Here is a 26,116-nt window from a genome sequence, read left to right on the forward strand (position 1 = left end):
CTATCGTGGAAATGGGCGTATAATCCATTCAGCAGAGATTTTAGATGAAAATGAACAGAGGAGGCGTTATGAATGAGTGTATTTTCTTATCAGGTCCCATATATGGATGGACACGTGAGCGATTTATCTGTGTTTGAGGGGAAAGCACTGCTTATTGTGAATACAGCGAGCAAGTGCAGTTACGCTCGACAATTCACCGAGCTTCAGCAGCTGTATGAACAGTATCGTGATCAGGGGTTGGAGATATTGGCGTTTCCCTGTGATCAGTTTAACCACAAGGAACCGGGCAGTAATGAAGAAATAGCTCATTATTGCAGGAACCATTTTCATATATCTTTCCCGATTTTTGAAAAGCTTGAGGTCATCGGACAATCCACCCATCCTTTGTTTCAGTATCTGGTCGAAGCTGTCCCATTTCAGGGCTATGATATGGAAACGGAAGAAGGCAGATGGATGGAGCAATTCGTCAAGGAGAAACATCCCGAATTATACCGGGGAGACGGGATCAAATGGAATTTCACCAAATTTCTGATTGATCGAACCGGGGAAGTGGTTGGCCGCTATGAGACTACAGTTGCACCGTTAGAGATGGAGTCTGCGATTCAGGATTTGCTGAAGAGGTCCTGGATTTAACGTTTTATTTCGAGAATGTAGTTGTTCGTTAAGTTCTAAAAAAACTCGATATCGCTGGACCAAGAGGGGGCAATTTTCCCTTGCATAAACAATGGCTACCCGATGGTCCTACGACTTTGAGACTGTTGAAGATTAAGACTGGAAATGTTAGGGTAAACGTAAGGTAACGAAGAAACCCATTTTTTTTATTTAAAATTGACCCATATACCATTCTGGTCAGTTGGTTCTAACCTGTTTGTTTTTGGTTATCTGGATTAAATATGAAAATGTGCAGAAAATGAAGGTAGAGGAGTGAGTAGCATGGCGCAAATTTCAGTTCCCCAACCCAAAACGTTTGGTCCTTTAGGCAATTTGCCACAGTTGAATTTTGATGAGCCCGTACAATCTCTGGTGAAACTTGCGGATGAGTACGGACCAATTTTTCGAATGGAGCTTCCGGGTCGAAGCGAGCTCTACATCTCAGGTCACAAACTGGTGGCAGAAGTATCTGACGAATCCCGATTTGACAAGCGTGTCTGGGCACCGCTGGAGAAGGTTCGTGCTTTTGCCGGAGATGGCCTGTTTACGAGCTGGACACAAGAACCCAATTGGAAAAAAGCCCATAATGTATTGCTTCCCAGCTTCAGCCAACGTGCAATGCAGGGATATCACAACAAAATGATTGATCTCGCTGTGCAGCTCGTACAGAAATGGTCACGATTGAACCCCGATGAGACGGTGAATGTACCGGATGATATGACCCGATTGACATTGGATACAATTGGATTATGTGGATTCAACTATCGGTTTAACAGCTTCTACCGGGAAGAACCGCATCCTTTCATAACAAGCATGGTACGTGCATTGGACGAATCCATGAGTTCGTTGCAGCGTTTGCGTTTGCAAGACAAGTTGATGATTACCAAAAAGAAACAGTTTGACCAAGATATCCGTTCGATGTTTTCCCTGGTGGATCATATCATTGCGGAGCGCAAAGAACAGCCCCGGGAAGGGGCAGATGATCTGTTGTCCCATATGCTCAGCGGCAAGGACCCGGAAACCGGTGAAACGCTGGACGATGAGAATATTCGATATCAGATCATTACCTTCCTGATTGCAGGACATGAGACGACGAGCGGCTTGTTGTCCTTTGCCATCTATTATCTGATGAAAAATCCGGACAAGCTCGCCAAGGCCCAAGCCGAAGCAGATCAGATTCTGAAAGATCCGGTTCCGACCTACAATCAGGTTCGTAATCTGAAGTATGTGCGGATGGTGCTGAACGAAGCATTGCGATTGTGGCCTACGGCTCCGGCATTTTCCTTATATGCCAAGGAGGACACGGTTCTGGACGGGAAATATCCTTTGAAAAAAGGAGACAGTGTCAGTGTGCTCATTCCCAAGCTGCATCGGGACCGCGAAGCTTGGGGCGAAGATGTGGAGGAATTCCGTCCAGAACGGTTCGAAGATCCGAGCAAGGTTCCGCATGATGCCTATAAACCATTTGGTAATGGCCAGCGGGCATGCATTGGTCAGCAGTTCGCCCTTCAGGAAGCAACACTTGTGCTGGGCATGGTCCTGAAGCATTTTGATTTTATCGATCATGCGGACTATCAGTTGAAAGTAAAAGAAACGTTGACACTCAAACCTGATAACTTCACGATCCGTGTTCGTGCACGCGGGGGTCAGCCGGTCATGGCTGTTCCGGGTGCTGCCGTGGAGGAGCCGACTCCAGTTACTAAAAGACAAGAGCCAGATACAGCCAATGCTCATCACACCCCGATGCTTGTCCTGTATGGGTCCAATCTCGGGACTGCGGAAGGCATTGCGCGTGAGATCGCAGATACCGCCAGATATCAGGGCTTCCGCAGCGAGGTAGCTGCCCTGGATGATCGTGTAGGCAAGCTGCCGAAAGAAGGTGGCGTCATCATCGTTAGTGCATCCTACAACGGCCAGCCGCCAAGCAATGCGAGGAATTTCGTGGAATGGATCGAACATGCGGATGCAGGCGAATTCGAAGGCGTGCGTTTCTCCGTACTGGGATGTGGGGATCACAATTGGGCCAGCACATATCAGCGCATTCCGCGTTTGATTGATGAACAGCTGGCTGCCAAAGGAGCAGAGCGGTTATCGCCTATCGGAGAAAGTGATGCCAGCGGTGACTTTGAGAAACAGGTTGGCGATTGGACCGAGCAACTATGGCCGGATCTGGCACGAGCGATGGGAATCAAGCTGAATGAAAGTTCAGGTAGTGAACGCAGTTCCTTGTCTGTGCAGTTTGTCAGCGGACTGGCGGTAACACCGCTCGCGGATACGTATGATGCACATGTTGCTGAAGTGCTTGAGAATCGGGAACTTCACGATGCGGGCAGCGAACGCAGCACACGCCATCTGGAGATCAAACTTCCTGAAGGCATGACATATAAGGAAGGCGATCATTTAGGCATTTTACCGCAAAATCCGCCTGAGCTCGTGGAACGGGTATTAAAACGATACGGATTCGCGGGTACGGAGCATTTGGTTCTGGATGCATCCGGTCGCAGCGCAGCCCATCTGCCACTGCATCAACCTGTTAATCTGGTTGATCTGCTAAGTCACAGTGTGGAGCTTCAGGAAGCAGCAACTCGGGCCCAACTGAGGGAACTGGCGGCGTACACCGTATGCCCGCCGCATAAGAAGGAGCTTGAAGCACTTCTTGATGAATCGGTATACATGGAAGAAGTCCGTAATAAGCGCATATCGATGCTGGATTACCTGGTGAAATATGAGGCATGCGAACTGCCATTCGAACGGTTTTTGGAGCTGTTGCCGTCTCTGAAAGCCCGTTATTACTCGGTTTCCAGTTCGCCGCGAGTACAGCCTGAGCAGGCCAGTATTACCGTTAGCGTGGTACGTGCTCCAGCCTGGAGCGGCCAGGGAGAATATAAAGGCATAGCGTCGAACTATTTGGCAAACCTGAAGCCGGGTGAAGAGGTAGTCATGTTCATACGGACACCTGAGTCCGGGTTCGAACTGCCAGAGAAAGCAGAGGTTCCGATCATTATGGTTGGTCCGGGTACGGGCGTGGCTCCATTCCGGGGTTTTCTGCAGGCAAGACGTGTAATGAAGCAACAAGGTCAGCAGGTTGGTGAAGCCCATCTGTATTTTGGATGTCGCAACCCGGAACATGATTATTTGTATAAAAACGAACTTGAAACCGCTCAGCATGAGGGTCTTGTTCAGCTTCATACCGCCTTCTCCCGTGTGGAGGGGGAAGAGAAGTGTTATGTACAACATCTGATGAGAGATGATGCACGTCAATTGATTCCTATACTTGAGCAGGGAGGACATCTGTATATCTGCGGGGATGGCAGCAAGATGGCCCCTGATGTTGAAGCAACGCTCAAGAAGGCTTATGCTGACATTAACGGCAACTCGCTGGATCAAGCCGAAGAATGGCTTGAACGTTTGCAGCAGGATGGTCGTTACGCGAAGGATGTATGGACAGGTATCTAATTAACGATGTAATGCTGAATTCATTAGCAAGTAAAGGCGATGCGGTGAGACACAGAGAAGCTTCTGTATTCTCACCGCTTTTTGTCATAAGCACGATAGTTAAGCAGACCAGGGGATGTTTGGGGTATAATTCGGAAGGGAAGGGTTAATAAAGGTTTTGGACGGGACCGATGTCCATGCAAGCTATTTCTTTTTATGGTTAGTTGGGCGATAAATCGATTCGACTTGTGTGAGAGGGAAGAGAATACGGGAGGAGAATCTACCTTTTCCCTGCAATTCAAGGTAATCCACTCCTACACCGACAAGGCGTATATTGTTAAATGCATTCCGGGAAGGGAAAATGGTACGAATGCCCACCCGTATGCCTCGTCGTGTTCGAGGGATATCGAATACACGAATGGAATTTAGACTAAGTGGAATGAATAATTGCCGATTCACTTTGATGAAATTGCGTGGGTATACTTTGCTGATTATTCCCGGCTCCAAACCGGACAGCGGGGCATTCAATTCGGCCAGATGTCCCTGTAATTCGCTCAGGCGCTGTTGTAGTGTTTTTCCTGTATGAAGCTGGTGCCAGTTCATAAGTACTCCTCCGTTCGCCATTTATACCTACTATATGAATGGACGAGATCAAGAGGTGAGCAAAATGGCGCCCATGTTCATTACGTATAACCTGTTTACAACTTATGATATAGGGAGTGATCCGATTGATCGTGGAAATGTATAAAGACCTCGTTCGGGATGAGCGTGGCAATTATTATATCGCAGTACTGATGGAAGGAGATGAGCTTACGCTCGTCAATGCATTTGTTGAAGCTTCGTTTACACCGGAACTTATATATAACGAAGAATTTCGGAATAAACATCAAGAGATGGAAGGCGGCTTCGTAGGCAAAATTGCAATGGACCTGCTTCGGCATGATGTGGTCATGGGGTTGAAACAAATCGACCGAAAGCTGCTGGAACTGTCTGAGGTTGAGCAGAACTACACGGTAAACTATATTGATACGATTGAATTCTACCGCCACCCTGCATGGGAACGTAAGGCATAGCAGGTGATTCGTTCGGGTCAGCGAAAGGTCGTAGTTGCCAATCAACATAGGTAATTCTTCTTACCGATAGATCTTCAGGGTATGAAATAAAAAAGCGCAAGTGCGAGGGTTCTTTCCCGGCAGCTTGCGCTTTTTGTGCTAACGATAGGAGGGATAGATCATACCGATATCCCGCTCTGTTTTTAACACTCCGTCTGAATATCTTTGCATTTCATTTCCTTTGATTCGGATTGGAATGGTCTCTCCCAGATACGTGAGTTCCCCTTCAATGGTGCGCATGCTCATTCCGATGATGCCATTCAAATGTCCACCCCGATCCGTAATTAACCGGATTCCTGCTGGCCCTTCCATATGAATCTTACCATCCTGATAAACCGTTACCCGTTCTGGCGTGTTCACCAATTCAAAATGCAGGTCATTCACCGTGCGACTATACGCCGTATGACCAGCGACTTCTTCGCCATGATCCATGTCGATCGGGAGAAGACCGGTAAACCACAGTTGGTCCGACCCAACCGGCATGATACCGCATAACCGTTCCACATAATCCAGCAGGCAAAGAATGGAGGGGGAGTAGGTTTCGGTAAAACCCTCCTCCCCGGTCCATGGGCTTAAAGCCTGCGCAAAACGCTTTGCTTTGGATAAGGAAGACAAGATGGGTTGCAGTACCCAGGTCAATTCCACATAACGATGGTGAAATTCAAATGCATGTGGTGCACGAATCAGACTCAGGAAGTTGGACGCTCCACCCCAGCTGTTATAAGAAGAAAATGGATCGAACCGTGGATCATCCATCGATATGGAGGTAAACGGGTATTTGGCAAAAAACTTGCTTGTATTCAGCAAATATCGTCGCAGCATGTTATCAAACAACTCACGGTCGCCCACCTCGCAGGCCATCACACGCAGAAGCACATCTGACTTTACCCTGACCAATTGGTCATTGCGATCCCGATCGTAGAAGAACATGTCTTCTTCGTCATAACAGTAACGGAAGAGACTTTCCAGACTGGCTTCGGCTTTTGCTTTCCAATCGGTATCGGACTCCCCAAGCTCCTCCGCCATACGGGATAAGTACACGCGCTGGCAATAAATATTGGCGGTCAAGTCTGGTGCCAAAAAAGGCAGAACCGGAGAGTCCGGATGGTACGATGCGGCATCATTCAAATAAGGCGTATCCGGAACATGCCAGAAGCGTGGGGACAGATCATGCCCGGTATCAAAGGTGCTAAAAGCCTCCACACAGCCGGTCCCTCGGGTATTGCGATACGTTGCAATCCATTCGTCATAGCGTACCATGGATTTGTACATGGTCTTCAGGAAGGCTCGGTTCTTTCCATGAAGCTGGTAGTGATTCCATACGCTTCGTGCCAATGGTGTAACGAGCTGAATCTGGCGGAAGGAAGGGCCGTTCTCCGTTAGCTTATAAGGCAGCAATCCATCTTCTCTTTGGTTTTGGGCAAAAGCAAGGTAGGTTGTTTCCGATACGGAAGGAATTAGAGGTGACAGCAGCTCCGCATTAATGGTGCCGGTACTCTCCAGCCAGCAGCCCAGATAAATGCCACCTTCCTGAAGAATGGGCTCACTGCCATTCAGGGGCACAATGCAAGTGAGTAACTTCTCCAATGCGGAATAATAAGTCGCTTCCAGTCGTCCGCCGGATGCGGCGAATCGAATACCCGACGCCTGCCATTCCTGTATTAACTTTTGATCTTCCGGTTTACCTGGCTGCACATGATCATGGATCGAGACCTGGCGCAGCTTGTTCAGCAGGGCTTCTGTCATGTCGACCTCCTTTGTTGCAGTTATTTATTGATTGGATTCAAAGATTCGAACGGTGCCATTATAGAAGTCAGTCACAGCTTGCTCCACACTTTTTCGGCCAAAGCCGATTTCCTGGTTGGTTGTCTGGGCCAGCTTGGAGAATTCAGCGAATCCCGGAGGATTATAGCTCACGTCAAAAGGTTCCGTTTTTGTAGCTTCAGATACAAAGCTGGTGTAATTATATACAATCTCTTCAACAGGTCCCGCTTCTTGCTGAAGCAGATTGCGGTTGGCTTCCGTAACGGGCACGCCGCGGTCATTGCCGAGAATGTTGGCTGCGTCCGAATCATTAATCCAGAAATCCATCAGGATCGCGACTTCTTTTGCATGTTTGGTATTCGCATAACCGGACAACCCCTGACTGGATTCAAATACAACCCCAGTTCCTTTTGGACCCCTTGGTACAGGCAAAAGAATTAACTTATCTTCCGTGAGGCTCTGGAAAGCAGCCAGTTGATTCGAAGGAAGCAGGCTCATAGCCGCCTTGCCCGTAATAAGCAAGGATTTACTGGTGTCATCTGGTGGATTGGAAACCTGCAGCTCAGGCGTAACCACTCCTCCGGATTGGGAAGCCTGCTCCCAGTAGGTGAACCATTCCAAAATGTCTTCTTGTGCAAATCCGAGCGTGCCATTCTTCATATCATATAGCTGTTTACCGCGTTGTTTCAAAAAGATGTCCATACCGTCAACCGTGAAGTTATAGGTTCCATAATAGCCCTTGCCGAGTTTGTCGGACAGCTCTTTGCTGATCGCAGCATAATCTTCCCAGGTCCAATCCGAAGCTGGCAAAGGAATCCCCGCTTGATCGAACAGTGCCTGATTAACGACAATGCCCCGTGCATTCGCACCAGCGGAAATATGCTGCAGCTTTCCATCAAGACGCCCATACTCAACCATGGTGGCATCCATGCCGTCCAGATTCAGTTCATTACCGACATAAGGGTCCAGGTTCAAAAGAACGTCCTTCTTGGCGTAATCAACCACATTACCCCCAAGAAAGAAAATATCCGGTGCCGTGCCTGACGCCAGCTGTGTATTCAACTTGTCGAAATATCCGGATGAAGGCGCAAATTCACCTACAATTTTAATATTTGGATGTTTCTCCTGAAAAACCTTCAGGGCTTCATTCGTAATTTCTGCCCGTTTTTGATCGCCCCACCACATCATGCGCAGTTCGACTTGTCCGCCTTCAGTGGTCTCCGTTCCTGTCTGCTCATCAGCACCGGTATGATCCGTTCCAGAGCAGGCAGTTACCAATAACAGGAGTGAAGCTATAACAGTGATCATGAATCGTTTGAACATGAGAAATCCCCCTGACGATGGATAATGAAAAACATAATATCTGTTGTACGTTTATTGCGTCTGTACGGTATTTTCGTAATCACTTCAGGCCAGTCGTTGCAATCCCCTCAAGAAAATAACGCTGGAATACCAAAAAGATGATGGTTACAGGCAGCAGAGACAGCGTGGACATGGCGAGCAGTGCGCCCCAATCGGATTGTCCCGATGGATCGAACAATGAACGAATCCCTAACTGTACGGTAAAAAGATCAATTTTGCTCAAGTAGATCATCTGGCTAAAAAAGTCATCCCAACTCCAGATGAAGGTAAAAATCGCTGTTGTAATCAGGGCAGGAACGAGAAGAGGAACCACGATTCTGAAAAAAATCTGCGATTGCCCACAACCATCAATGGTTGCGCTCTCGTCCAGCTCCCGTGGGATTCCACGGATGAATTGAACCATAAGCAGAATGAAGAAGGAGTCCTGTGCCAACCACTTAGGCAGAATGAGCGGGAAATACGTATTAATCCAATGCAGCTCGTTATACAGAATGTACTGAGGTACCAGGGTTACATGGTAAGGAAGCATGATTGTGACCAGCATAATGCTGAACCACAGGCCTTTGAACTTGAACTTCAATCTGGAAAAGGCGTAGGCTGCAAGGGAGCAAGAAATCACATTTCCCAACACACTCATGACGGAGATCAGCGCCGAGTTGCCGAAGAAGCGGCCAAACGACACACCTTGCAAACCTTTCCAGCCATTCACAAAATGATCAAGGGTGAAGCTGGTAGGAATCAGGCTGCTATTGGTGAAGATGAGATGATTCGGTTTAAACGAACTGAGAATTAACCATAACACCGGATACAACATCAGCAGACCGAAGAGGATAATCGCGGCATGCCTCCCGGCTTGAACCAAACGTCGCTTAAATGGCATGTGCACTATCTCCCTTCCTGATTGTCGCCGTAGAACACCCAGAATTTCGAGGTGAGAAAGACAATTGCGGTGAATACCCCGATAATGACCAGCATGATCCACGCCAGGGCTGAAGCATAACCCATATCAAAGAACGAGAAGCCTTTCAGATACAGGTACAAGGTATAGAACATGGTGGCGTCGAGCGGGCCTCCGCGTCCATCCCCGATAACATAAGCGGGTGTAAAGGCTTGAAACGAATTGATCATGCTCATGATCAGGTTGAAAAAAATAACAGGAGAGAGCATCGGGAGTGTGATGCCAAAGAATTGGCGTACCTTTCCGGCCCCGTCTACGTCTGAAGCTTCATATAAATCGGCTGGAATTTGCTTTAGGCCAGCCAGGAAAATAACCATGGCCGAACCAAATTGCCATACAGAGAGTGTGATGATCGTATAGACCACATAATCGGGATGGGCAATCCAGGCGGGTCCGGTGATTCCGAACCAGCTCAGAAACTGATTGACCAAGCCACTTCCTTCGAAAATCTGACGCCAGACGATCGCAATAGCGACGCTGCCTCCCAGTAGGGAAGGGATGTAATACACGGTCCGGTATAAGCCGAGCCCACGAATCCCTTTGTTCAGCGCCATTGCGACTAGCAGGGCAAAGGCAAGCCTAAGAGGAACGGATAGAAATACATAATAAAACGTTAGCCCCAAAGATCTGCGAAAGGTATCGTCTTCGGTAAAAATCTGGACATAGTTGCTGAGCCCCGTCCACGTTGGTGATGATAACAAATTAAATTTTGTCAAGGACAGGTAGAGCGACGCAACCATCGGTCCGAGTGTCAGACAGAAAAGTCCGATGAGCCAGGGCAGCAGAAACAAATAGGCTGTTACATTCTGCTGGCCGTATAACGGCTTGGACAGCTTTCTCATCATAGGCCTCCCTTCAGGATTGGATGTGAATTCGTGATCATCCCAAATTTGAATCCGCTTACAATAAATGCGGCGATTCTCTTGGTAAATTCATCATACCGGGGAGGCGGAGGAGCCGGAATCTCATTTCTTCGGATCATGATTATCAATTTTTTCGGAATGCAGCAAACGATAATCCGAAGGACTTATGTTAAACATTTTTTTGAATTTTGAACTAAAATAACTTGGGGAACGGAAGCCTGTCAGCTCTGTAACATCCCAAACGGTTAAATGGGTTTCCTTAAGTAAACGTATGGCATGTTTCATTCGCACTTCGGTTACATATTGAATAAAAGAAATGCCGGCAGCTTCCTTAAACATCTCTGAAAAATAGGTGGAGCTGTAGTTATATTGCTCAGCTAACGAAGTTAATGTCAGTTCCAGCATATAATTTTCCTCAATAAATCTTTTGGCCGATTCAATGACCGTATCTTCTCCAACCTCGGATGGTTGCTGTTGATTCACGAAATCTTCTGCCCAATGCATCAACAGCAGTTCTGCCTGCTCTGGAGTCTTTAGCCAAAGCATCCATTCGGAGGAAATCCACGAGGATTCCTGTTCGAACAATAATGAAATTTGGAAAAGGCTTCGGATCATATGAGAGGTGGATATCCGAAATGAGTCAGCAAGCTCCTTTCGAATCACACTGCGGAAGGAATCCAGCTCTCCTCGAATAAGGCAGCGATGCAGCATACGATTGGTTTCCTCAGACAGTAATGGACTATGATCTACTACGGGCACATGATCCTGTGCATCTTTGCGTCCAGCAGAGTTCCAAGCCAGGAGGGAATGAATATAGCCTTCTTTCCAGCGTTCAAGGCCAGACACGGGCAATCCCAATCCAACTTGTACATCCATTGTTAAGACAGAACGGGTCTGTGCTGTGATCTGCTGAGCAAATTCGTGCTGAATACTTTCCAATGTAATGAAATGCATGATTCCGGGGTGGGCTCCGTCATGGAATACTTGAACGTTATCTGGGTAGGACTGGGCCATTTCGTGACAAAGCAGCTCAAAGGGAAAGTGGAGCGTTTCGGGAACACGCCCCACTGAGGCAGTCTGCATACCGGAGTCTCGCAAGCCGGCGGTGATGAAACTGACGCTGTGATCCTGCCAGGAGTCCAGATGAAACAGCCGCATTCGCTCTGGCAGTGAAGAGGGTGGGAGGCGATGCCCCCTAACAAGGTCAAGCAGGAAACGTTGCTTCATTTCTTTGTAATACTGGGAGAGACGCCATTGCATCCTTTCGGAATCGCCATGCAGCTGTTTCTGTTTATCCAACTCCTCTTTGATTTTATTTAATGTGGTTTTCAGTTCATCCCGGGTCACAGGTTTCAGCAAATAGTCCATGGCCTGGCTGCGCACACCTGCTCTGGCATAGTTGAAATCTTCATATCCGGTGATGATGATAATCTGAATGGAGGGATTAATGCTCCGGCAAACGTCCAGTAATTGGACGCCATCCATGACTGGCATATTCATGTCTGTAACTAACAAGTCAATATGTCCAGCTTTCAGAAGCTCTTCTGCTTCAATGCCGTTTGCCGCTTCACCTGAAATGACAAAGCCTAGGTCTTGCCAGTTCACTTTCAATTTCAGTCCTTCACGAACCTCGATCTCGTCATCTGCGATCAATACGTTGTACATCGTATTCCTCCTGTGCGGGTAGAATCAGTTCAATACAAGTGCCGTAACGTTCTCCGTTCTCGATCTGAATTGCAAACAGGCTTCCGTAATGCAAGCGGCAGCGGGCAACCACGTTTCCGAGTCCAATGTGCCAGCTTTGGCTTCGCAATAGGGGTTCCAGCTGAAATGCTTCAACAGGATCGTGGAGTTTCTGGATGATTTCGGCTGGAATCCCGGGTCCATTGTCTGAAATGTTGAAATGCAGGCAGTTATTCTGTCTGGAGATCCGGATGTGTACCTCGGCTGTCGTCCGATGCTGGAAGCTGTATTTGACGGCATTCTCAATAAGCGGCTGAAGAATAAATTTGATAATGACCAGGGAATTCATCCTGCCTTCCTGTGTCAGAGTAATGTCCAGCTTATGACCGAAACGGGTTTGTAGAATGGAGATATAGTGGCGGATATAAGCCAGTTCCTCTGCAAGCTGTACCCTGTCGTCACTTGTATTCATGGAGAATCGCATCATTTTGCCCAGATCCTCAATGACCTGAACGGTATCATCTGTTCGGCGCTGCATGGCGAGACTGCTGACCAGTTCCAGTGTGTTAAACATAAAATGGGGATTAATCTGCATGAGCAGCGCTTTATACTCTGCTTGCTGACGGAGCAGCTTCAGCTCGAATTCGTTCTGGATGTGCTGTCGCAATCGGCTGATCATGTAGCGGAAAGTGGAGATGACATAACTGACCTCGCTTTTTACATTTTTGTCCGGAGGCAGAAGGGACTCTGCCTGATCGAATGCGCCGCGCTGTACCTGTCTCATGGCCAGTACAAGTCGAGTTAGAGGTTTGGTGACGCCATAAGAGAGCCAGGCAGCGGCAAACAAAGAGACGAGGATTAGAACAATTGTGACCACCAGAATGGTACTCTGAAGCTTGTGAAGAGAGGAATACAGCTCTTTTTCCGGTGCCAGACCAGCCAGCATCCAGCCCGTACGCCCCAACTTTTTGTATACCAGAATGTCACGCTGTCCTTCATCGTTGTTCAGGTACACCACACCCGATTTGAGCGAATTGTTCCGAATGTGATCGATTTCTGCTAAAGCTCCGGCACCAAGCTGATTGGTCTGCTGGGAAAGAATAGGGCTTCCTTGTTCGCCCAGTAGAAACATAGTGCTGCTCTCGGCCAGATGGATTCGATTAAGCGGTTCGAGAAAGTAAGATTCGCTGACATTAATTTTCATTACATTCTGGGCTGTAGCATGGTGAAAGGTCCCGAGGGGCATCAGCAGACTAACTACCGGGTTGCCATGATCCCTTATGTTTTCATGTTGATCGGTATGTGCCGGCAGCCAGTGATTTCCAGAGATGAAGAAGTTTTTGTACCATGATTCCTGCAAAAAGACAGGGTCAGTCGCTACTTGATTCTCACTGCCAATCCGCAGGCCATTTCGTCGATAGATGGATACATCGGAGATACTGGTGTAGCTGTTCGTAGCCTGGGTCAGAAAACGGCTCATCGCCAGATTGACAAGCATCTTTTCCCCTTCAGGAAGGTTGGGGTCACTCATCACGTTATCCCAGTTCTTGGCGATATCGCTGTTGAAAACAAGAGAGGCTGCATCATAGATCTGCATTTGAACCATATCGACATAGGAGCCGTATTCCTCCATCTTCTCAAGAGCAGAGGATTCAATGTAAGAACGGATCACGGTACGTGACTCCTTAAAGAGTAGGAAGGAGAGCGTGCCAAAACAGAGCACGAAGAGCACAACGATAAAGGCGATCAAACGGCTTTTTAATGAGAAAAACATGGGTACCTCCTTAAGCGAATAGACGTCAGCGACCGTTGTCCAAATGGAAAAAAGACTGCGTAATAAACGCAGCCTTTGATTTAAGTGTGGTTGGAGCGGTCTTGCGTTCCTAGAAACGAACCAGGTTGTTGATGCGAACAGGTAAACCAGTTGCGATGGCGCGGTTGGCTGCAATTCCGGTGAGGATGGATCTCGCTCCATCCAATTGGTTGGCAGCACGGTGGTATGGATCTTCCGCTGGCTCTCCAAACAGATCATTCAGAAGTACAGGATCGCCACCGCCATGGCCGCCTTCTTTTTCCTCGACCTGAACCTCGTACGGGGCATCAAACATAGGAAGGACACGCAGTGTTTTCCCAATCAATGCACCTTCAAGATTTTTGTCACCCAGCGAGTTAACATAGGATTGCTCCACAATGTTCATTTCGATCCGGCCTTTGGTACCGTTAATGGCGATGCGATAACCTTCCCACGGCTGGTATGCAACAAGTGAATAGGTCAAAATGGCTTTGTTCTGATACCGGACAAGAACGCCCATCGTATCCTCAATGTTGATGCCATCTCCGAATACGCTTTGATCCCGCTGGTAGCCGTCTTCCGGCTCAGCATCCAGATACATGGCTTTGAGATGTGCATCCGAATCCAGATGCAGGGCAAAAGGGTCCTCTTGCGCAAGCGGGTTGCCGGTTGCACGAGTGTAAAACTGCGTTATGCCTCGTTCCTCCGCGTTCTCTCGACCATAATACATGAGATCGCCGAATGCGAAAACGGTCTCAGGCTGCGAACCGATCCAAAAATTGACCAAGTCAAAGTGATGGGTGGATTTGTGTACGAGCAGTCCGCCACTATTGCGCTTGTCCCGGTGCCACCGGCGGAAGTAATCTGCACCGTGACGGGTATTCAGCAACCATTCAAAGTGGACCGAAGTCACTTTCCCGATGGTGTCATTCTGAATCAGTTCCCGTATCTTGGTATGGTGCGGCGCGTAACGGTAGTTAAAGGTGACGCGTATATTTTGACCAGTCCGCTTGACAGCATCTAGAATATCCTGACATTTGTGCTCATCGATGGTCATCGGCTTCTCGGTCACAACATCACAACCAAGCTCCATTGCCCGAATGATGTATTTATGGTGGGTGCGGTCAATGCTGGTAACAATGACGAAGTCCGGCTTCTCGTTCTCAATCATCTGGTCGAACTGATCTGCAGTATAGGTAGGGATCTCATTGTATTTATATTTTTCCCTCAGCAGCTGATTGGCGTAATTCATGCGGGTCTGGTTAATATCACAAAAAGCTGCGAGTTCGGATGTTTCTCTGAAATTTTGGGCTAATGCTCCATAGAAAAATTCAGCACGGCCGCCTGTTCCGACCAATACGTAGCGTTTTTTGTTACCCATTCTATCGCCTCCTTGAATATAGATCTAGAGTATAACAAGGGAGAACTTCTTTCGCCGCTTTTTGTGCGTAATCGCTTTCAAATACCGCTTATTTTGCTATAATTCAAGCAAAGGGGGCAGCTGCATGACACAGACATTTCGGGCAGATTACAATGATCCCACCGGATATTTGAATATTGAATATGATCGTCGCATTGGTTATTTCTCCATGACCGATGACCATCTGCACGACCATTACGAGCTGTACTACCTGCTATCAGGTGAGCGCATATACTTCATCAAGGACCGAACCTACCGGGTCAAAGCCGGAGATTTCGTATTCATCGACCGAAATACCGTTCATAAAACGATGGAGAGTGGTAGACCTGACCATGATCGGATTGTTCTGTATATCAAGCCGGAGCTGTTCACCCAATTGGCCATCTCACCTGAGCTCGCTGAGGGGCTAAAGGAGCCATTCGGCTGGGATAATCCCATTTTGAGCCTTCCTTCACAGGTAAGTGAAACTGCGGGCCGAATGGTCAGTGAAATGATTGATGAGATGGTCCATACCAGAGCTGGAAGCAGTCTGCTGCTGCGTCACCGATCCGTTGAATTACTGCTGTTTGCTTATCGTAATCAACATTTGGGCACTATGCACTCGGCTGATAGTGAGCCGGTTCTGCACCCCAAGGCACAGGCGGTGGTACGTTATCTCAACGATAACTATCAGCAGGCTATTTCGTTGCCCGAGGTTGCTGCATTGTTTCGAATCAGCCCTCATTATCTCAGTCGTTTGTTCAGACAAACCACTGGTTTCACGTTCAGCGATTACCTCAATCTGCTTCGGGTGAAGGAGGCGCAGCGCTTGCTGCGTGAAACCGAGGATTCCATAACGGAGATCGCCCTGCGAGCGGGATTCAGCAATTTTTCACATTTCGGGAAAATGTTCAAGCGGACGGTTCAGGTGTCACCGAGGACATATCGGCAGGAGTATAGAGAAACAGGCTCGATGGGAGTGCTGAAATAGGGTGGACTGCTATATAGAAATAGGTATAGGTACCGTTCAAACCGAAGTATGACTTGTTCGTTCTCCGATCGCAACCTTCGATTACACCATCATCTTCTCGCGTTCATGGCTTATCGAGAATCAAACGATTGCATTTCAGCCGATTTTGCATCTTGCCGTTCAAGAGGAACGGGCGTATATTAAGATTTAACTAAATTAGGAATAAATTGATACCTTAGCTTGTAAGGCTATTTTTGTACATAAGGGGGAAGCCGATGATACAGACCAGATTAGACAAATTGGGCATTGAGTTACCTCAGGCAAGTGCGCCTGCAGCGAAGTATGCCAATGCGGTGATTGTTAACGGAATCATGTATGTGTCCGGTAAAGGGCCCGATACGCGAGAGCGTGGCAAACTCGGAGAAGAGTTTACAACAGAGCAGGGATATGATTTTGCCCGAAATGCTGCCATCGAGGTATTGGCTGTCGTTCAGGAAGTGCTAGGTTCGCTCGATCGGGTGAAGCGGGTGGTCAAGGTACAGGGGTTCATCAATGCTACGGCCTCGTATGAGGAGCACCATAAAGTGTTAAACGGTTTTTCAGATCTGATGCTGGATGTGTTCGGAGAACAGGGTGTGCACGCCCGTTCGGTATTTGGTGCTGTATCCGTGAGGGATAACTTGCCGCTTATCATTGACTCCATATTCCAGGTGGAGGAGTAGATTGCATGACCAATTCGGCTTCAATTAATCCGTTAATGCTGTCTTTTCCCGAAAGCTTTGATACACCGCGATTGACCATTCGTGCCCCGAGGTGGGGAGATGGAGCGGCAGTGAATGAGGCAATCCGGGAAAGTGCGGAACAATTGCGTTTGTGGCTGCCTTTTGCCGAGAACATACCTTCATTGGAGGAATCAGAAGCGATTGTTCGCAAAGCCAGGCTGCAATTTCTGGAGCGTACCGACATGATGCTTCATTTACGTGACAGATTTACGGATGAATTCGTAGGCAGCAGCGGACTGCATCGAATAGACTGGAATGCACGCTGTTTCGAGATCGGTTACTGGATCAGAACTTCGCGTGCCGGTGAGGGTCTCATGACAGAAGCAGTCAGAAGCATTGAGCACTTTGCAATAACTTATCTGGAGGCGAACCGTCTGGAAATTCGCTGCGATGCACGTAATGTACGAAGTGCCAAGGTGGCTGAGCGGGCAGGGTATACGCTGGAAGGAATATTGCGGAAGATGCGTTGTGACAGTACAGGTACGCTGGTGGATCTGATGGTGTTTGCCAAGGTAAGAGGCAATGAGTTTGAATGAAATAAAATAGTTTTGATTTGAAGTGAAACAAAGAATGAATCGGGAAATGGTCCGAAACATGAATAGAGAGAAGGAAACGGCTCTTGAAGAGCAAGCGTATGTTGTTCTCCAAGGCCGTTTTTTGGTATGCGAATAATTGGAGACTTAGAAATAATGCTGAATGAATTGTTGAATGAATTGGTGCAGGGTAGCGAAATCTCCTTACCTCATTGGATTGGGAATGTTAACGTATAACGGCGTTTCACCACGCTGATGGAACCGGCTGAGAAAGTTGGCTTTGGCGGGTAAAGTCTCGGCGTTCAACAGATCGCAAATGACGTCGTTAATATGCGAGGACTCGGTTGTCTTTTTTTGAAGCTCCTCTAATGTATGTCTCACCACTTTCCAGTAAGGCTGCTCCATTTGACCTGTATAATATGCCAGGCGCTGCACCACATGACTAAGGTGATTGACAAAAAAATAATATTTCAACCGATAACGTGATTCTTCCTCGGTATACAGGACAGGACTGTTGGCAGCAACTACCTGATCGATCCAACCTTGCTGTTCCGCTACGGTTCGATTGACACTGATGCCCTCCAGATCCCTAACCACAAAAGCGGCAGGCATGCCATCTTCAAGACGCAGCATGGAATTCTGTACATGAGCTTCCAGACTAATGCCGGTCTCGGCATACAGTTCCACAAGTGGAACCATGGATATCCCCAGATATTGACGAAGCCATGCATACCAGTCTGTTTGCACCCGCACATCATGTACACGATCTGGCGACGAAGATGATTCGAGGCTTTCCTGGACAGCCCGGAATAACAGCGGTTCGGTTTCTCCGGGAAGCACTTCCATGAGAGAGGCCACGACATAAGGCGCCCCTGAAGCAGAGCGGCTTGACTCGGGTGCTTCACGCAGAATCATGGAGAATCCCGAGATCAGCGCGTCCTGAGTGGACGAAGGTATCTCCGGTACCTTTAAGCTCCGGTAGCCTTTTTCCAGCAAAATTTGAAATTTCTCTGACGTCCAGCGATCCTGAATCTGTTGTACAATCCTGGATGCATCCAGCGTGCGCAGCAACTGTTCTTCATTGTTCTCGCGAATAAAGTTTGTAATTCGAATATGAAGAGACAGCTTGTAGAAACAGCTATCCTTCGGATTCCAAACCGTGCGCACCGATGAGGTAGGATACACGGCAGGTCCGGTAGATCCCAGATCAATTAAATTGCCTTGCTGTAATAAGGACTTTACAGGTTCAAGTGTCCGCAAATAGGCAGCCTGCCAGGGATGACAAGGGAGGAGGACGTAATGTCTGCATTCTGGAGGGAGGTGCGTCAAGGCCGCTTCGCTCATCTCAGCAGGGACCCAGGGTGCTTCGGTGCCATAATCCACGGTATCCAGCCAGTCCTCCAACACAAGTTCAGGTGCTGCGGCAAAACAATTAAGAGCAAAGTTAACGCCAAATTCTGGGGAATAGGCGTGCGAATCCCAAGAACTGAAACCCTCCAGACTTTTCGGAGTTGGATGAAACGGATGACCGCATAACAGTGACTGTTCCAGATAGCGAAAATCCAATGTTACAGGAGATGATGAATTCAGCGCATGCTCCAGATAGGAGGTCATATGCTCCAAACTGTTGTAAACCATCTGTTCCAGCTCTGTTCGTTTCAACATGCGGACTTCAAGATTGGGTTCCACGGATGATATTTCATCGAGTAACAGCGTCGTTATTTGTTCAAAAGAAAGCTCTCTCCAGCCATCGGGCTGTGCCTCTTCTGATTCTGCGATGTGAAACTTGTCGCCATAGACATGATGTCCAGCGGCGGAACGATGAAGCAGATTGCCAAATATCCTCTGATTTGTTCGCGGAAGCTTAATAACCAGCGAAAGATCTGGATTGGTGGCAAGCCGAATGTAAGGATCATGCTGCCCGGTCTCTCGTAGATAGGCGTTCAACATACGGCTTAGCGTTTCCTGACGTGCAAGCCGGCTTGGGGAAATTGCAGAAGGATACGAAGTCTGCAGGGATCGATCGATGGTGACATTATCCTTGGTCATGATTGATTATCATCCTTTCACAATTTATTGGAGCGGCAGTTGTATGGGAGCTTTCCGCTTATGAATCGCTGGGCGGCGCACAGCAAGCGAAGCGATGAGCATGACTGTTCCCATGACAAGGAATACGGCTGGAATTCCCCAGATACCCCCGATCAGGACTCCGATGGACGGTCCGGCAATCTGACCAGCCATTAACATGCTGTTGGTCGCTCCGATGCGCACCCCACGATTCTGATCAGTGGAGGATTTCAGCACATTGAGCATAACCGTCTGCAATAGGGCACTGTAGAAGAACCCTTGCAGAAAACGTACAACGAGCAGCCAGGCCACCCCGAGTGGCAGTGTATGTGCAAGCAGGCACAAGCCGCATAACAAGCCAGCCAATCGGAGATTGCGTTCGGGTGCGTATCGGTCGTTTCGCTTACCCCACCACGATGCGCCAACCATTTCCCCAACCGATGACATCGCGAGCAGAACCCCGACCGTAAGCGCAGCGGCACCTGAGGAAGGGACAATTTCACGAATAAAGGGGGTGAACATCGTAAACGTTGCAAAATCCACGAGCTTGAAAATAATGCCTGCGATGACTAACCTTCTTGCAATGGGATGGGTAATCAGCGAAACGAAGGCATGCATAATTCCGCTTTTGTCCCTGTTTTTTTCATGGTTATTCAACATAGCCACCGAAGGCTGGTGCTGTTCCACAGGAGATACTTGATTTTTGTTCTTGGCCGTACGAGTCCGATGCGTCGTCGCGCCCGTTAATACCAACGAGGCAAGCACAGCAAAACTCAACGTCAACGAGGCCGTAATGAACAATAGCGGACGACTTCCCCATGTGTTTACACATATGCTTCCAAGCAGTGGTCCCACGAGCAGGCCTGCTGCCGATGCCCGCTCTAACTGTCCAAGCGCAGATCCCTGCTTTTGTTCAGGGGCATGGGTTCCCACAAATGCACTGCTCGCATCGGATATGCCACCGAAAGCCCCCTGACAGAGACGGAACAAAAAGAATTGAAAGGGCGTCTGGGCAATGCCCATGAGAAACATGCTAAGGGCCAGTCCAACCAGCGCTCTGACAACCATCCATTTACGACTCCAGCGATCCCCGATCTTACCCCAAAAAGGGGTCAGAAGAGCATAGGACAAAGCAGGTGCAGATACGGAAAGACCTGTCCACATCAGCACTTCTTCTGTTGCTCCTGCGTTCAGATGCTCCATGTAGTACGGTATAAAAGGGCTGATTCCTGTCAGCCCGGCACTGGAAAGAAAGCGTCCACCCCACAAAATGCGGACGCTCTGTTTCCATGCCAATTGAGACAGCATGTGTTCACTTCACCACCTTGATTTTGGCAATTTGAAACCAATTGCTGATCAGATTATCAAGAATGATTCTCAATGTCAATCTTATTTTTTTCAAAAACCTTCCAAAAAAATTTAGTGTTGACAGGAAAAAAAAGGATATGCATAATAGGCCCTGTGTCCAATTTTGAAAATGATAATCATTATCAATAAGGCACTAGTGGACAACAATATGCCCAGAAAGCTGGTGTAAACGCATGGAACAAAGTACCCTGCAAATTAAGGATCGCTCGCTTAAAGTTGCGGATTCCATTATCGATTGTATCGGTCAAACCCCACTGGTTCGCTTGAATTCCCTGTTCGGATCTTCAGGAGCTTCGGTGTATGCCAAGCTGGAAATGATGAATCCCGGCGGCAGCATGAAAGACCGACCTGCGCGATACATTATCGAGCAGGGTCTGCGAGACGGAACGATCAAACCGGATACGCATCTCATCGAGAGCACTTCAGGAAATCTGGGAATTGGTCTCGCATTAACCGCCAAGCGATATGGACTGAAATTCACCTGTGTGGTTGATCCGAAAATCACATCGACGAATCTGAGGATGATCACCTACCTCGGGGCACAGGTTGACATGGTGACTGAACCTGACGAACACGGAAGTTATTTGCAATCCCGCATTCGCAGGGTCAAGGAACTAGCCAGTCAAGACCCGGCAGGTTACTGGATCAACCAGTATGCCAACCCTTTGAACTGGCAAGCTCACTATCATGGTGCAGGTCAGGAGATTGTGGAGCAGATGGATGGACAAATAGACGTACTGGTGTGCGCAGTGAGTACGACTGGAAGCATTCTGGGCATATCCCGCCGCGTGAAAGAAGCGAATCCGCATGCGCAGATCGTGGCCGTTGATGCCGTCGGCTCGATTATTTTTGGCACACCATCCCGTCAGCGTGAATTGCCGGGCATCGGTGCCAACCGGGTCCCTGAATTATTCAGCCCGAACGAGATTGACCAGGTGATTCATGTGGATGATCGGGAATCCGTGCTGGGCTGTCAGAAACTGCTGGAACGGGAAGGCATTTTTGCAGGAGGTTCTTCCGGATCACTGGTTGCTGCACTGGAGAAGCTGGTTCCCACTTTGCGGCCTTCAACCAAGGTAGTCACAGTCTTTGCAGATCGTGGAGAACGTTATCTGGATAGTGTGTATGACGAGCAATGGGTCAATCAATTACCGCCAAGCCAATTGATCAAGAATATATAAAATTTATCTCGGAGGAGAGATCGGATATGAGTACCGTTCAGGGTCACAGCCTTTTGTATATGAGTAAACAGGATATTATAGATCTGGGAGGGCTGTATTCAGAGCCCTATGTCAAGGCAGTAACCCGAGCACTGGAGCTTCATGCCAAGCGGGATATCGTGCAGCCGTTGAAGCCTTATCTTCGGGTTAACGAGGAGAGCGGTCATATTGCCGATCGCATTATTGCGATGCCTGCGTATGTGGGTGGCGATGTAGCGATCAGTGGTCTCAAGTGGATTGGGAGCAAACATGATAATCCAGCCAAGCGTCATAAGGAACGTGCAAGCGCTCTTATTATCCTGAATGATCCGGAAAGCAACTATCCTGTGGCGGTGATGGAAGGCAGCGTAATTAGCGGAATGCGCACGGCTGCGGTCACAGCCATCGGGGCAAGATATTTAGCCAAAGAAGGCTTCTGTACGGTGAGCGTGATCGGCTGCGGAGTGATCGCCAGAATGCAAATTACTTCGCTGCTTGAACAATTTGACTCCATTCGGACCATCCATCTGTATGACCTGAATGCTGACACCGCTCGCCTGCTTGCGGATGAAATTCGTTCCCGTTTTGATCAGGTTGAAGTGCTGGTGGAAGATTCGTCAGAACAAGCAGTGCGACAAGCGGAAGTACTCGTAACGGCTACGGTAGCCTCATCGCCGCATATTCCGTATGAATGGATTGCCAAAGGTACATTTGTCAGCAACATCTCGATTATGGATTTGCACAAGGATGTATTTACGCAGGCAGACAAAGTGCTCGTGGACGATTGGGATCAATCCAACCGGGAGAAAAAGATTATTAATCAGCTGGTGCTGGAAGGAAAATTCTCTCGTGAGCAGCTTCACGCCGAACTCGGCGAGATCCTGATTGGCGAAAAGCCAGGACGTGAACATGAGGATGAGATTATTGTGCTGAACCCGATGGGGATGGCGATTGAGGATATTTCCAGTGCGGCAGAGATGTATGCAAGAGCTGTTGAGCAAGGAAAGGGTACACGCTTATGGCTGTAGAGCTGAAAACAGGGCATATCCCTCAAGCTGCAAGAGTGCGTGAGCACCTATTGGCACTAAAAGAACAGCTGACAGAACCAGTATGTGCCTACATCCGGGATGTAACAGCACTCGTGGCTCATGTGCGTCAGCGTGTACAATCCATGCCGGAATCCAGTGAGTTGTTCTACGCCATCAAAGCCAACTCGGAAGAAGAGGTACTTCGAGCGCTGGCACCTGTAGTTCATGGCTTTGAAGTGGCATCTCTGGGCGAGATCGTAAAGGTGAGACAAGTCTCTGCCGATATTCCGATTCTGTTTGGTGGACCAGGCAAGACCGAAGCCGAGCTCCGGGGAGCGATAGAGCATAAAGTGCAGCTTATTCATGTGGAGAGCATGCATGAGCTGAACAAGCTGAACGAGATTGCCAGTCAAAATGACGTTCGGGTATCCGTATTGTTACGGATAAACCTGAAGGGTCCACTGCCGCAGGCGACACTCGCGATGGGTGGTCGTCCGACCCAGTTCGGGATCGACGAGGTCGTGCTGCCACAAGTCATGAATCAGCTGCGGCATTTGCCACATATTCAGGTCGAAGGGTTTCATTTTCACTCCCTCTCGAACAATCTGGATGCGGAGCAGCATGTGAAACTGGTGGAGTATTATTGCACAATCGCACGGGATTGGGCGAGGCAATATGGATTCACGTTGCGGTATTTGAATGCCGGGGGTGGAATTGGCGTGAACTATGCCCATCTGGAGCAACAGTTTGACTGGAACATATTTGTGAATGGGATCGCACCGGTATTGCAAAAGGAACTGCCCTCGGAAACGACATTGTTGTTCGAATGCGGGCGTTATCTCACTGCATCAAGCGGGTATTATGCAACGGAGGTGCTGGACATTAAAACCAACCATGGCAAAACATATGTCATCGTTCGCGGTGGTACGCATCATTTCCGCCTGCCCGTTTCCTGGCAGCATAGTCATCCGTTCGAGGTGATTAAGGTGGAGAAATGGACGCATCCGTATGACAGACCCGAGGTGAAGGAAGCCGCTTTTACAGTGGCAGGCCAGTTATGTACTCCGAAAGATATTTTGGCAAGTGATGTTACATCAGGCAGGGTTCGGGCAGGAGACATCTTGCTGTTCCACTTCGCGGGCGCTTACGGGTGGGCGATCTCGCATCATGACTTCTTGAGTCATCCGCATCCGTATCACATATATTTGCACTAGCACGTGGGAAGAAGGAAGCAGCACATTCATGGGAGGTGTCATATGAACGGTCTTACAGCATCGTTGGTCAAGTCCGAAGAGTGGATATGGGTGCGGCGACGTATCTTCAGGCAATTGGTGGAGTCATTTCTGTATGAGCAAATATTAAGTGAACCGGTGATCAGGCATCATGCGGAGGCAGAGTATACGCTGCGAGGGGAGACAGAGACAGGAGAGAAGGTGGAATACACCTTTTGGGCTGTACGAAAAGAGAGCTTTGACCGCATTCGGTTGTCAGATAAACCAATTATGCGGATAACTTCGGGAAAACGAGCGGAAGCGGACTCCATTCCTCGTTTTTTACTGGAGATTGCAGCGCATATTCCCACATCCGAAGCTCAGCTGGGGCAATTCATGGATGAGCTTCAGCAAACCCATCTGAAGGATACGCTGTCCGTGCGATGGCGTGCTGGTCAGACCGAACCTCAGGTATCGGAATATGACGAATGGGAGTCTGCCCTGATTGAAGGGCATCCGTATCATCCTTGTTACAAATCCAGAGTTGGATTCACGCTCTCTGACAATGAAGCTTATGGACCGGAGTTCAGACCCGAATTCAAGCTGGTCTGGATTGCGATTAAACAGGATGCAGCCCAAATATCCATATCATCTTCACTGGATACATATGCTGCGTTTATTCATAACGAGCTGGGGCAGGAACAGCAGACATTCAGGACGATTTTGCAGGAAACTATCCCGACTGCGGATTTGGAATTGAACTCTGTTGCCAATGCCGAGGTGAAGGTGAATACGAATGGGGATGCAAGTGTTGTGGATGAATATGTGTTTGTTCCCGTGCACCCCTGGCAGTGGGAGCGAATAATATCGGTGGCGTGTGCGGAGCAACTCCGAACAGGAGAGATGATGTATCTGGGCCAGGCAGGTGACACCTACCGTCCTCAACAATCGATTCGTACATTGACGAATGTGAGTCATTGCGATAAACCGTATGTCAAACTGCCGCTGAATATGGTGAATACGTCTTCCGGACGAATTCTGGCACAGCACACAATCATGAATGCGGCCCGTATCTCGGACTGGCTTGGTCGTGTGGTGGAGGAAGATTCGTTTCTGCAGGATGAGCTTGGTCTGATTGTGCTGAAGGAGATTGCGGGGGTATCGTACCATCACCAGAAACTGCCTAATGTGCTTGAGCAAAAAATATACGGATCACTTGGAGCCATCTGGCGGGAAAGTTTGCATCCGCGCTTGCGGACAGGAGAAGAGGCGTTGCCATTCAATGCTCTGTGCCATCTCGATCAGCAGGGCACTCCGGTTATTAAACCGTGGGTAAGCGAATATGGCCTGGAGCGCTGGGCCCGGCAATTATTGAATGTTGCGGTGGTACCGCTGATACATCTGCTGTACGCACATGGAGCTGCGCTGGAATCGCATGCGCAGAATATGATCATCGTGCTGAAGCAGGGCTGGCCCAGCCGAATCGCGCTTAAGGATTTCCATGACGGTATCCGGTACTGCCCATCCATTCCTCACCCGCTTGGATACCCGGATATTGAATACCCGCCTGCCAACCATCAGCGGGTGAATCGCAATTCGTTTGTGGAGAAGGAAGATCCTTCCGAGGTGAAGGACTTTATGTTGGATGCAGTACTCTTTATCAACCTGACCGAAGTGGCATTTTTCCTGGAGAAGCACTTTGGCTTGGGCGAAAAGCAATGGTGGCGCATGGCTGCCGAAGTGATTTTGAATTACCAGAAGCGTTTCCCGGAGTTACAGGCACGATTTGAACAGTTTGACGTTTTTGCACCCGAGATCGAAGTAGAACAACTGACCAGACGGCGAATTCATGAAGGGCCTGGGGATTGTGTGCACCGGGTAAGTAATCCACTGCATGTCTACAGGCCAGTACGGCAGAATTAATCAGGAAGGGAGAGAG

20 protein-coding genes are annotated in these 26,116 nt (G+C 48.6%); 10 read left to right on the top strand and 10 right to left on the bottom strand.

The window, feature by feature from the left end; all coding sequences use genetic code 11:
• Positions 1 to 72: 72 nt before the first annotated feature.
• Both ACFTRD_RS08725 and ACFTRD_RS08730 read left to right on the top strand, forming a co-directional pair.
• On the top strand, positions 73 to 633 hold the full coding sequence (locus tag ACFTRD_RS08725) for a glutathione peroxidase (protein ID WP_379378881.1): 561 nt from the start codon (positions 73 to 75) through the stop codon (positions 631 to 633).
• A gap of 300 nt (positions 634 to 933) precedes the next feature.
• Positions 934 to 4,107: a bifunctional cytochrome P450/NADPH--P450 reductase gene (locus tag ACFTRD_RS08730; RefSeq protein WP_379378883.1), complete on the top strand. Its 3,174-nt coding sequence runs from the start codon at positions 934 to 936 to the stop codon at positions 4,105 to 4,107.
• A gap of 183 nt (positions 4,108 to 4,290) precedes the next feature.
• Here the strand turns inward: ACFTRD_RS08730 and ACFTRD_RS08735 are convergent, their stop codons facing one another.
• Positions 4,291 to 4,689 carry a hypothetical protein gene (locus ACFTRD_RS08735; protein WP_379378885.1) on the bottom strand — a complete coding sequence of 133 codons (399 nt, stop codon included), beginning with the start codon at positions 4,687 to 4,689 and terminating at the stop codon, positions 4,291 to 4,293.
• Positions 4,690 to 4,814: 125 nt separating this feature from the next.
• Between ACFTRD_RS08735 and ACFTRD_RS08740 the strand changes: the two genes are divergently transcribed.
• Positions 4,815 to 5,159: a hypothetical protein gene (locus tag ACFTRD_RS08740; protein ID WP_379378887.1), complete on the top strand. Its 345-nt coding sequence runs from the start codon at positions 4,815 to 4,817 to the stop codon at positions 5,157 to 5,159.
• A gap of 138 nt (positions 5,160 to 5,297) precedes the next feature.
• On the opposite strand, the gene ACFTRD_RS08745 is transcribed toward ACFTRD_RS08740, so the two are convergent.
• The 7 genes from ACFTRD_RS08745 to ACFTRD_RS08775 all read right to left on the bottom strand — a co-directional run bounded on the left by ACFTRD_RS08745 (position 5,298) and on the right by ACFTRD_RS08775 (position 15,001).
• The gene (locus ACFTRD_RS08745) at positions 5,298 to 6,944 is read right to left on the bottom strand and encodes an MGH1-like glycoside hydrolase domain-containing protein (RefSeq protein ID WP_379378889.1); all 1,647 of its coding nucleotides are present in this window, start codon (positions 6,942 to 6,944) and stop codon (positions 5,298 to 5,300) included.
• A 24-nt stretch (positions 6,945 to 6,968) separates the two neighbouring features.
• A complete protein-coding gene (locus tag ACFTRD_RS08750) occupies positions 6,969 to 8,285 on the bottom strand; it encodes an ABC transporter substrate-binding protein (RefSeq protein WP_379378891.1) in 1,317 nt (438 codons plus the stop codon).
• Positions 8,286 to 8,364: 79 nt separating this feature from the next.
• Positions 8,365 to 9,204, bottom strand: coding sequence for a carbohydrate ABC transporter permease (locus ACFTRD_RS08755; protein ID WP_379378893.1), 840 nt, complete (start codon positions 9,202 to 9,204; stop codon positions 8,365 to 8,367).
• Positions 9,205 to 9,209: 5 nt separating this feature from the next.
• Positions 9,210 to 10,124, bottom strand: coding sequence for a carbohydrate ABC transporter permease (locus ACFTRD_RS08760; protein ID WP_379381242.1), 915 nt, complete (start codon positions 10,122 to 10,124; stop codon positions 9,210 to 9,212).
• 123 nt (positions 10,125 to 10,247) lie between these two features.
• Positions 10,248 to 11,810: a response regulator gene (locus ACFTRD_RS08765; protein ID WP_379378895.1), complete on the bottom strand. Its 1,563-nt coding sequence runs from the start codon at positions 11,808 to 11,810 to the stop codon at positions 10,248 to 10,250.
• Complete coding sequence (locus ACFTRD_RS08770; protein WP_379378897.1) at positions 11,785 to 13,602, bottom strand: cache domain-containing sensor histidine kinase; 1,818 nt, start codon at positions 13,600 to 13,602, stop codon at positions 11,785 to 11,787. Before ACFTRD_RS08770 ends, ACFTRD_RS08765 begins: the two co-directional genes overlap by 26 nt.
• Before the next feature lie 109 nt (positions 13,603 to 13,711).
• Positions 13,712 to 15,001: a Gfo/Idh/MocA family oxidoreductase gene (locus ACFTRD_RS08775; protein ID WP_379378899.1), complete on the bottom strand. Its 1,290-nt coding sequence runs from the start codon at positions 14,999 to 15,001 to the stop codon at positions 13,712 to 13,714.
• Between the two features lie 124 nt (positions 15,002 to 15,125).
• On the opposite strand from ACFTRD_RS08775, the gene ACFTRD_RS08780 reads away from it, so the two are divergent.
• The 3 genes from ACFTRD_RS08780 to ACFTRD_RS08790 all read left to right on the top strand — a co-directional run bounded on the left by ACFTRD_RS08780 (position 15,126) and on the right by ACFTRD_RS08790 (position 17,307).
• On the top strand, positions 15,126 to 16,010 hold the full coding sequence (locus ACFTRD_RS08780; protein ID WP_379378901.1) for an AraC family transcriptional regulator: 885 nt from the start codon (positions 15,126 to 15,128) through the stop codon (positions 16,008 to 16,010).
• A 254-nt stretch (positions 16,011 to 16,264) separates the two neighbouring features.
• Positions 16,265 to 16,711 carry a RidA family protein gene (locus ACFTRD_RS08785; RefSeq protein WP_379378903.1) on the top strand — a complete coding sequence of 149 codons (447 nt, stop codon included), beginning with the start codon at positions 16,265 to 16,267 and terminating at the stop codon, positions 16,709 to 16,711.
• Positions 16,712 to 16,716: 5 nt separating this feature from the next.
• On the top strand, positions 16,717 to 17,307 hold the full coding sequence (locus ACFTRD_RS08790) for a GNAT family N-acetyltransferase (RefSeq protein WP_379378905.1): 591 nt from the start codon (positions 16,717 to 16,719) through the stop codon (positions 17,305 to 17,307).
• 201 nt (positions 17,308 to 17,508) lie between these two features.
• On the opposite strand, the gene ACFTRD_RS08795 is transcribed toward ACFTRD_RS08790, so the two are convergent.
• Both ACFTRD_RS08795 and ACFTRD_RS08800 read right to left on the bottom strand, forming a co-directional pair.
• Positions 17,509 to 19,353 carry an IucA/IucC family protein gene (locus ACFTRD_RS08795; RefSeq protein WP_379378907.1) on the bottom strand — a complete coding sequence of 615 codons (1,845 nt, stop codon included), beginning with the start codon at positions 19,351 to 19,353 and terminating at the stop codon, positions 17,509 to 17,511.
• 24 nt (positions 19,354 to 19,377) lie between these two features.
• The gene (locus tag ACFTRD_RS08800) at positions 19,378 to 20,679 is read right to left on the bottom strand and encodes an MFS transporter (RefSeq protein WP_379378909.1); all 1,302 of its coding nucleotides are present in this window, start codon (positions 20,677 to 20,679) and stop codon (positions 19,378 to 19,380) included.
• A 233-nt stretch (positions 20,680 to 20,912) separates the two neighbouring features.
• Here ACFTRD_RS08800 and sbnA point away from each other — a divergent pair, with 233 nt between their 5' ends.
• The 4 genes from sbnA to ACFTRD_RS08820 are packed head-to-tail and all read left to right on the top strand — an operon-like array spanning position 20,913 to position 26,100.
• A complete protein-coding gene (gene sbnA / locus ACFTRD_RS08805) occupies positions 20,913 to 21,920 on the top strand; it encodes a 2,3-diaminopropionate biosynthesis protein SbnA (RefSeq protein ID WP_379378911.1) in 1,008 nt (335 codons plus the stop codon).
• Positions 21,921 to 21,946: 26 nt separating this feature from the next.
• Positions 21,947 to 22,966 (top strand): 2,3-diaminopropionate biosynthesis protein SbnB, encoded by a 1,020-nt coding sequence (sbnB, locus tag ACFTRD_RS08810; protein WP_379378913.1) that lies wholly within the window; start codon positions 21,947 to 21,949, stop codon positions 22,964 to 22,966.
• Positions 22,957 to 24,180, top strand: coding sequence for a type III PLP-dependent enzyme (locus ACFTRD_RS08815; RefSeq protein ID WP_379378915.1), 1,224 nt, complete (start codon positions 22,957 to 22,959; stop codon positions 24,178 to 24,180). The genes sbnB and ACFTRD_RS08815 overlap by 10 nt, the downstream gene beginning before the upstream one ends.
• A gap of 42 nt (positions 24,181 to 24,222) precedes the next feature.
• Positions 24,223 to 26,100: an IucA/IucC family protein gene (locus ACFTRD_RS08820; RefSeq protein ID WP_379378917.1), complete on the top strand. Its 1,878-nt coding sequence runs from the start codon at positions 24,223 to 24,225 to the stop codon at positions 26,098 to 26,100.
• The last annotated feature ends 16 nt before the right edge of the window (positions 26,101 to 26,116 follow it).

The organism is Paenibacillus sp. NPDC056933, assembly GCF_042674385.1.
GTDB lineage: Bacteria > Bacillota > Bacilli > Paenibacillales > Paenibacillaceae > Paenibacillus.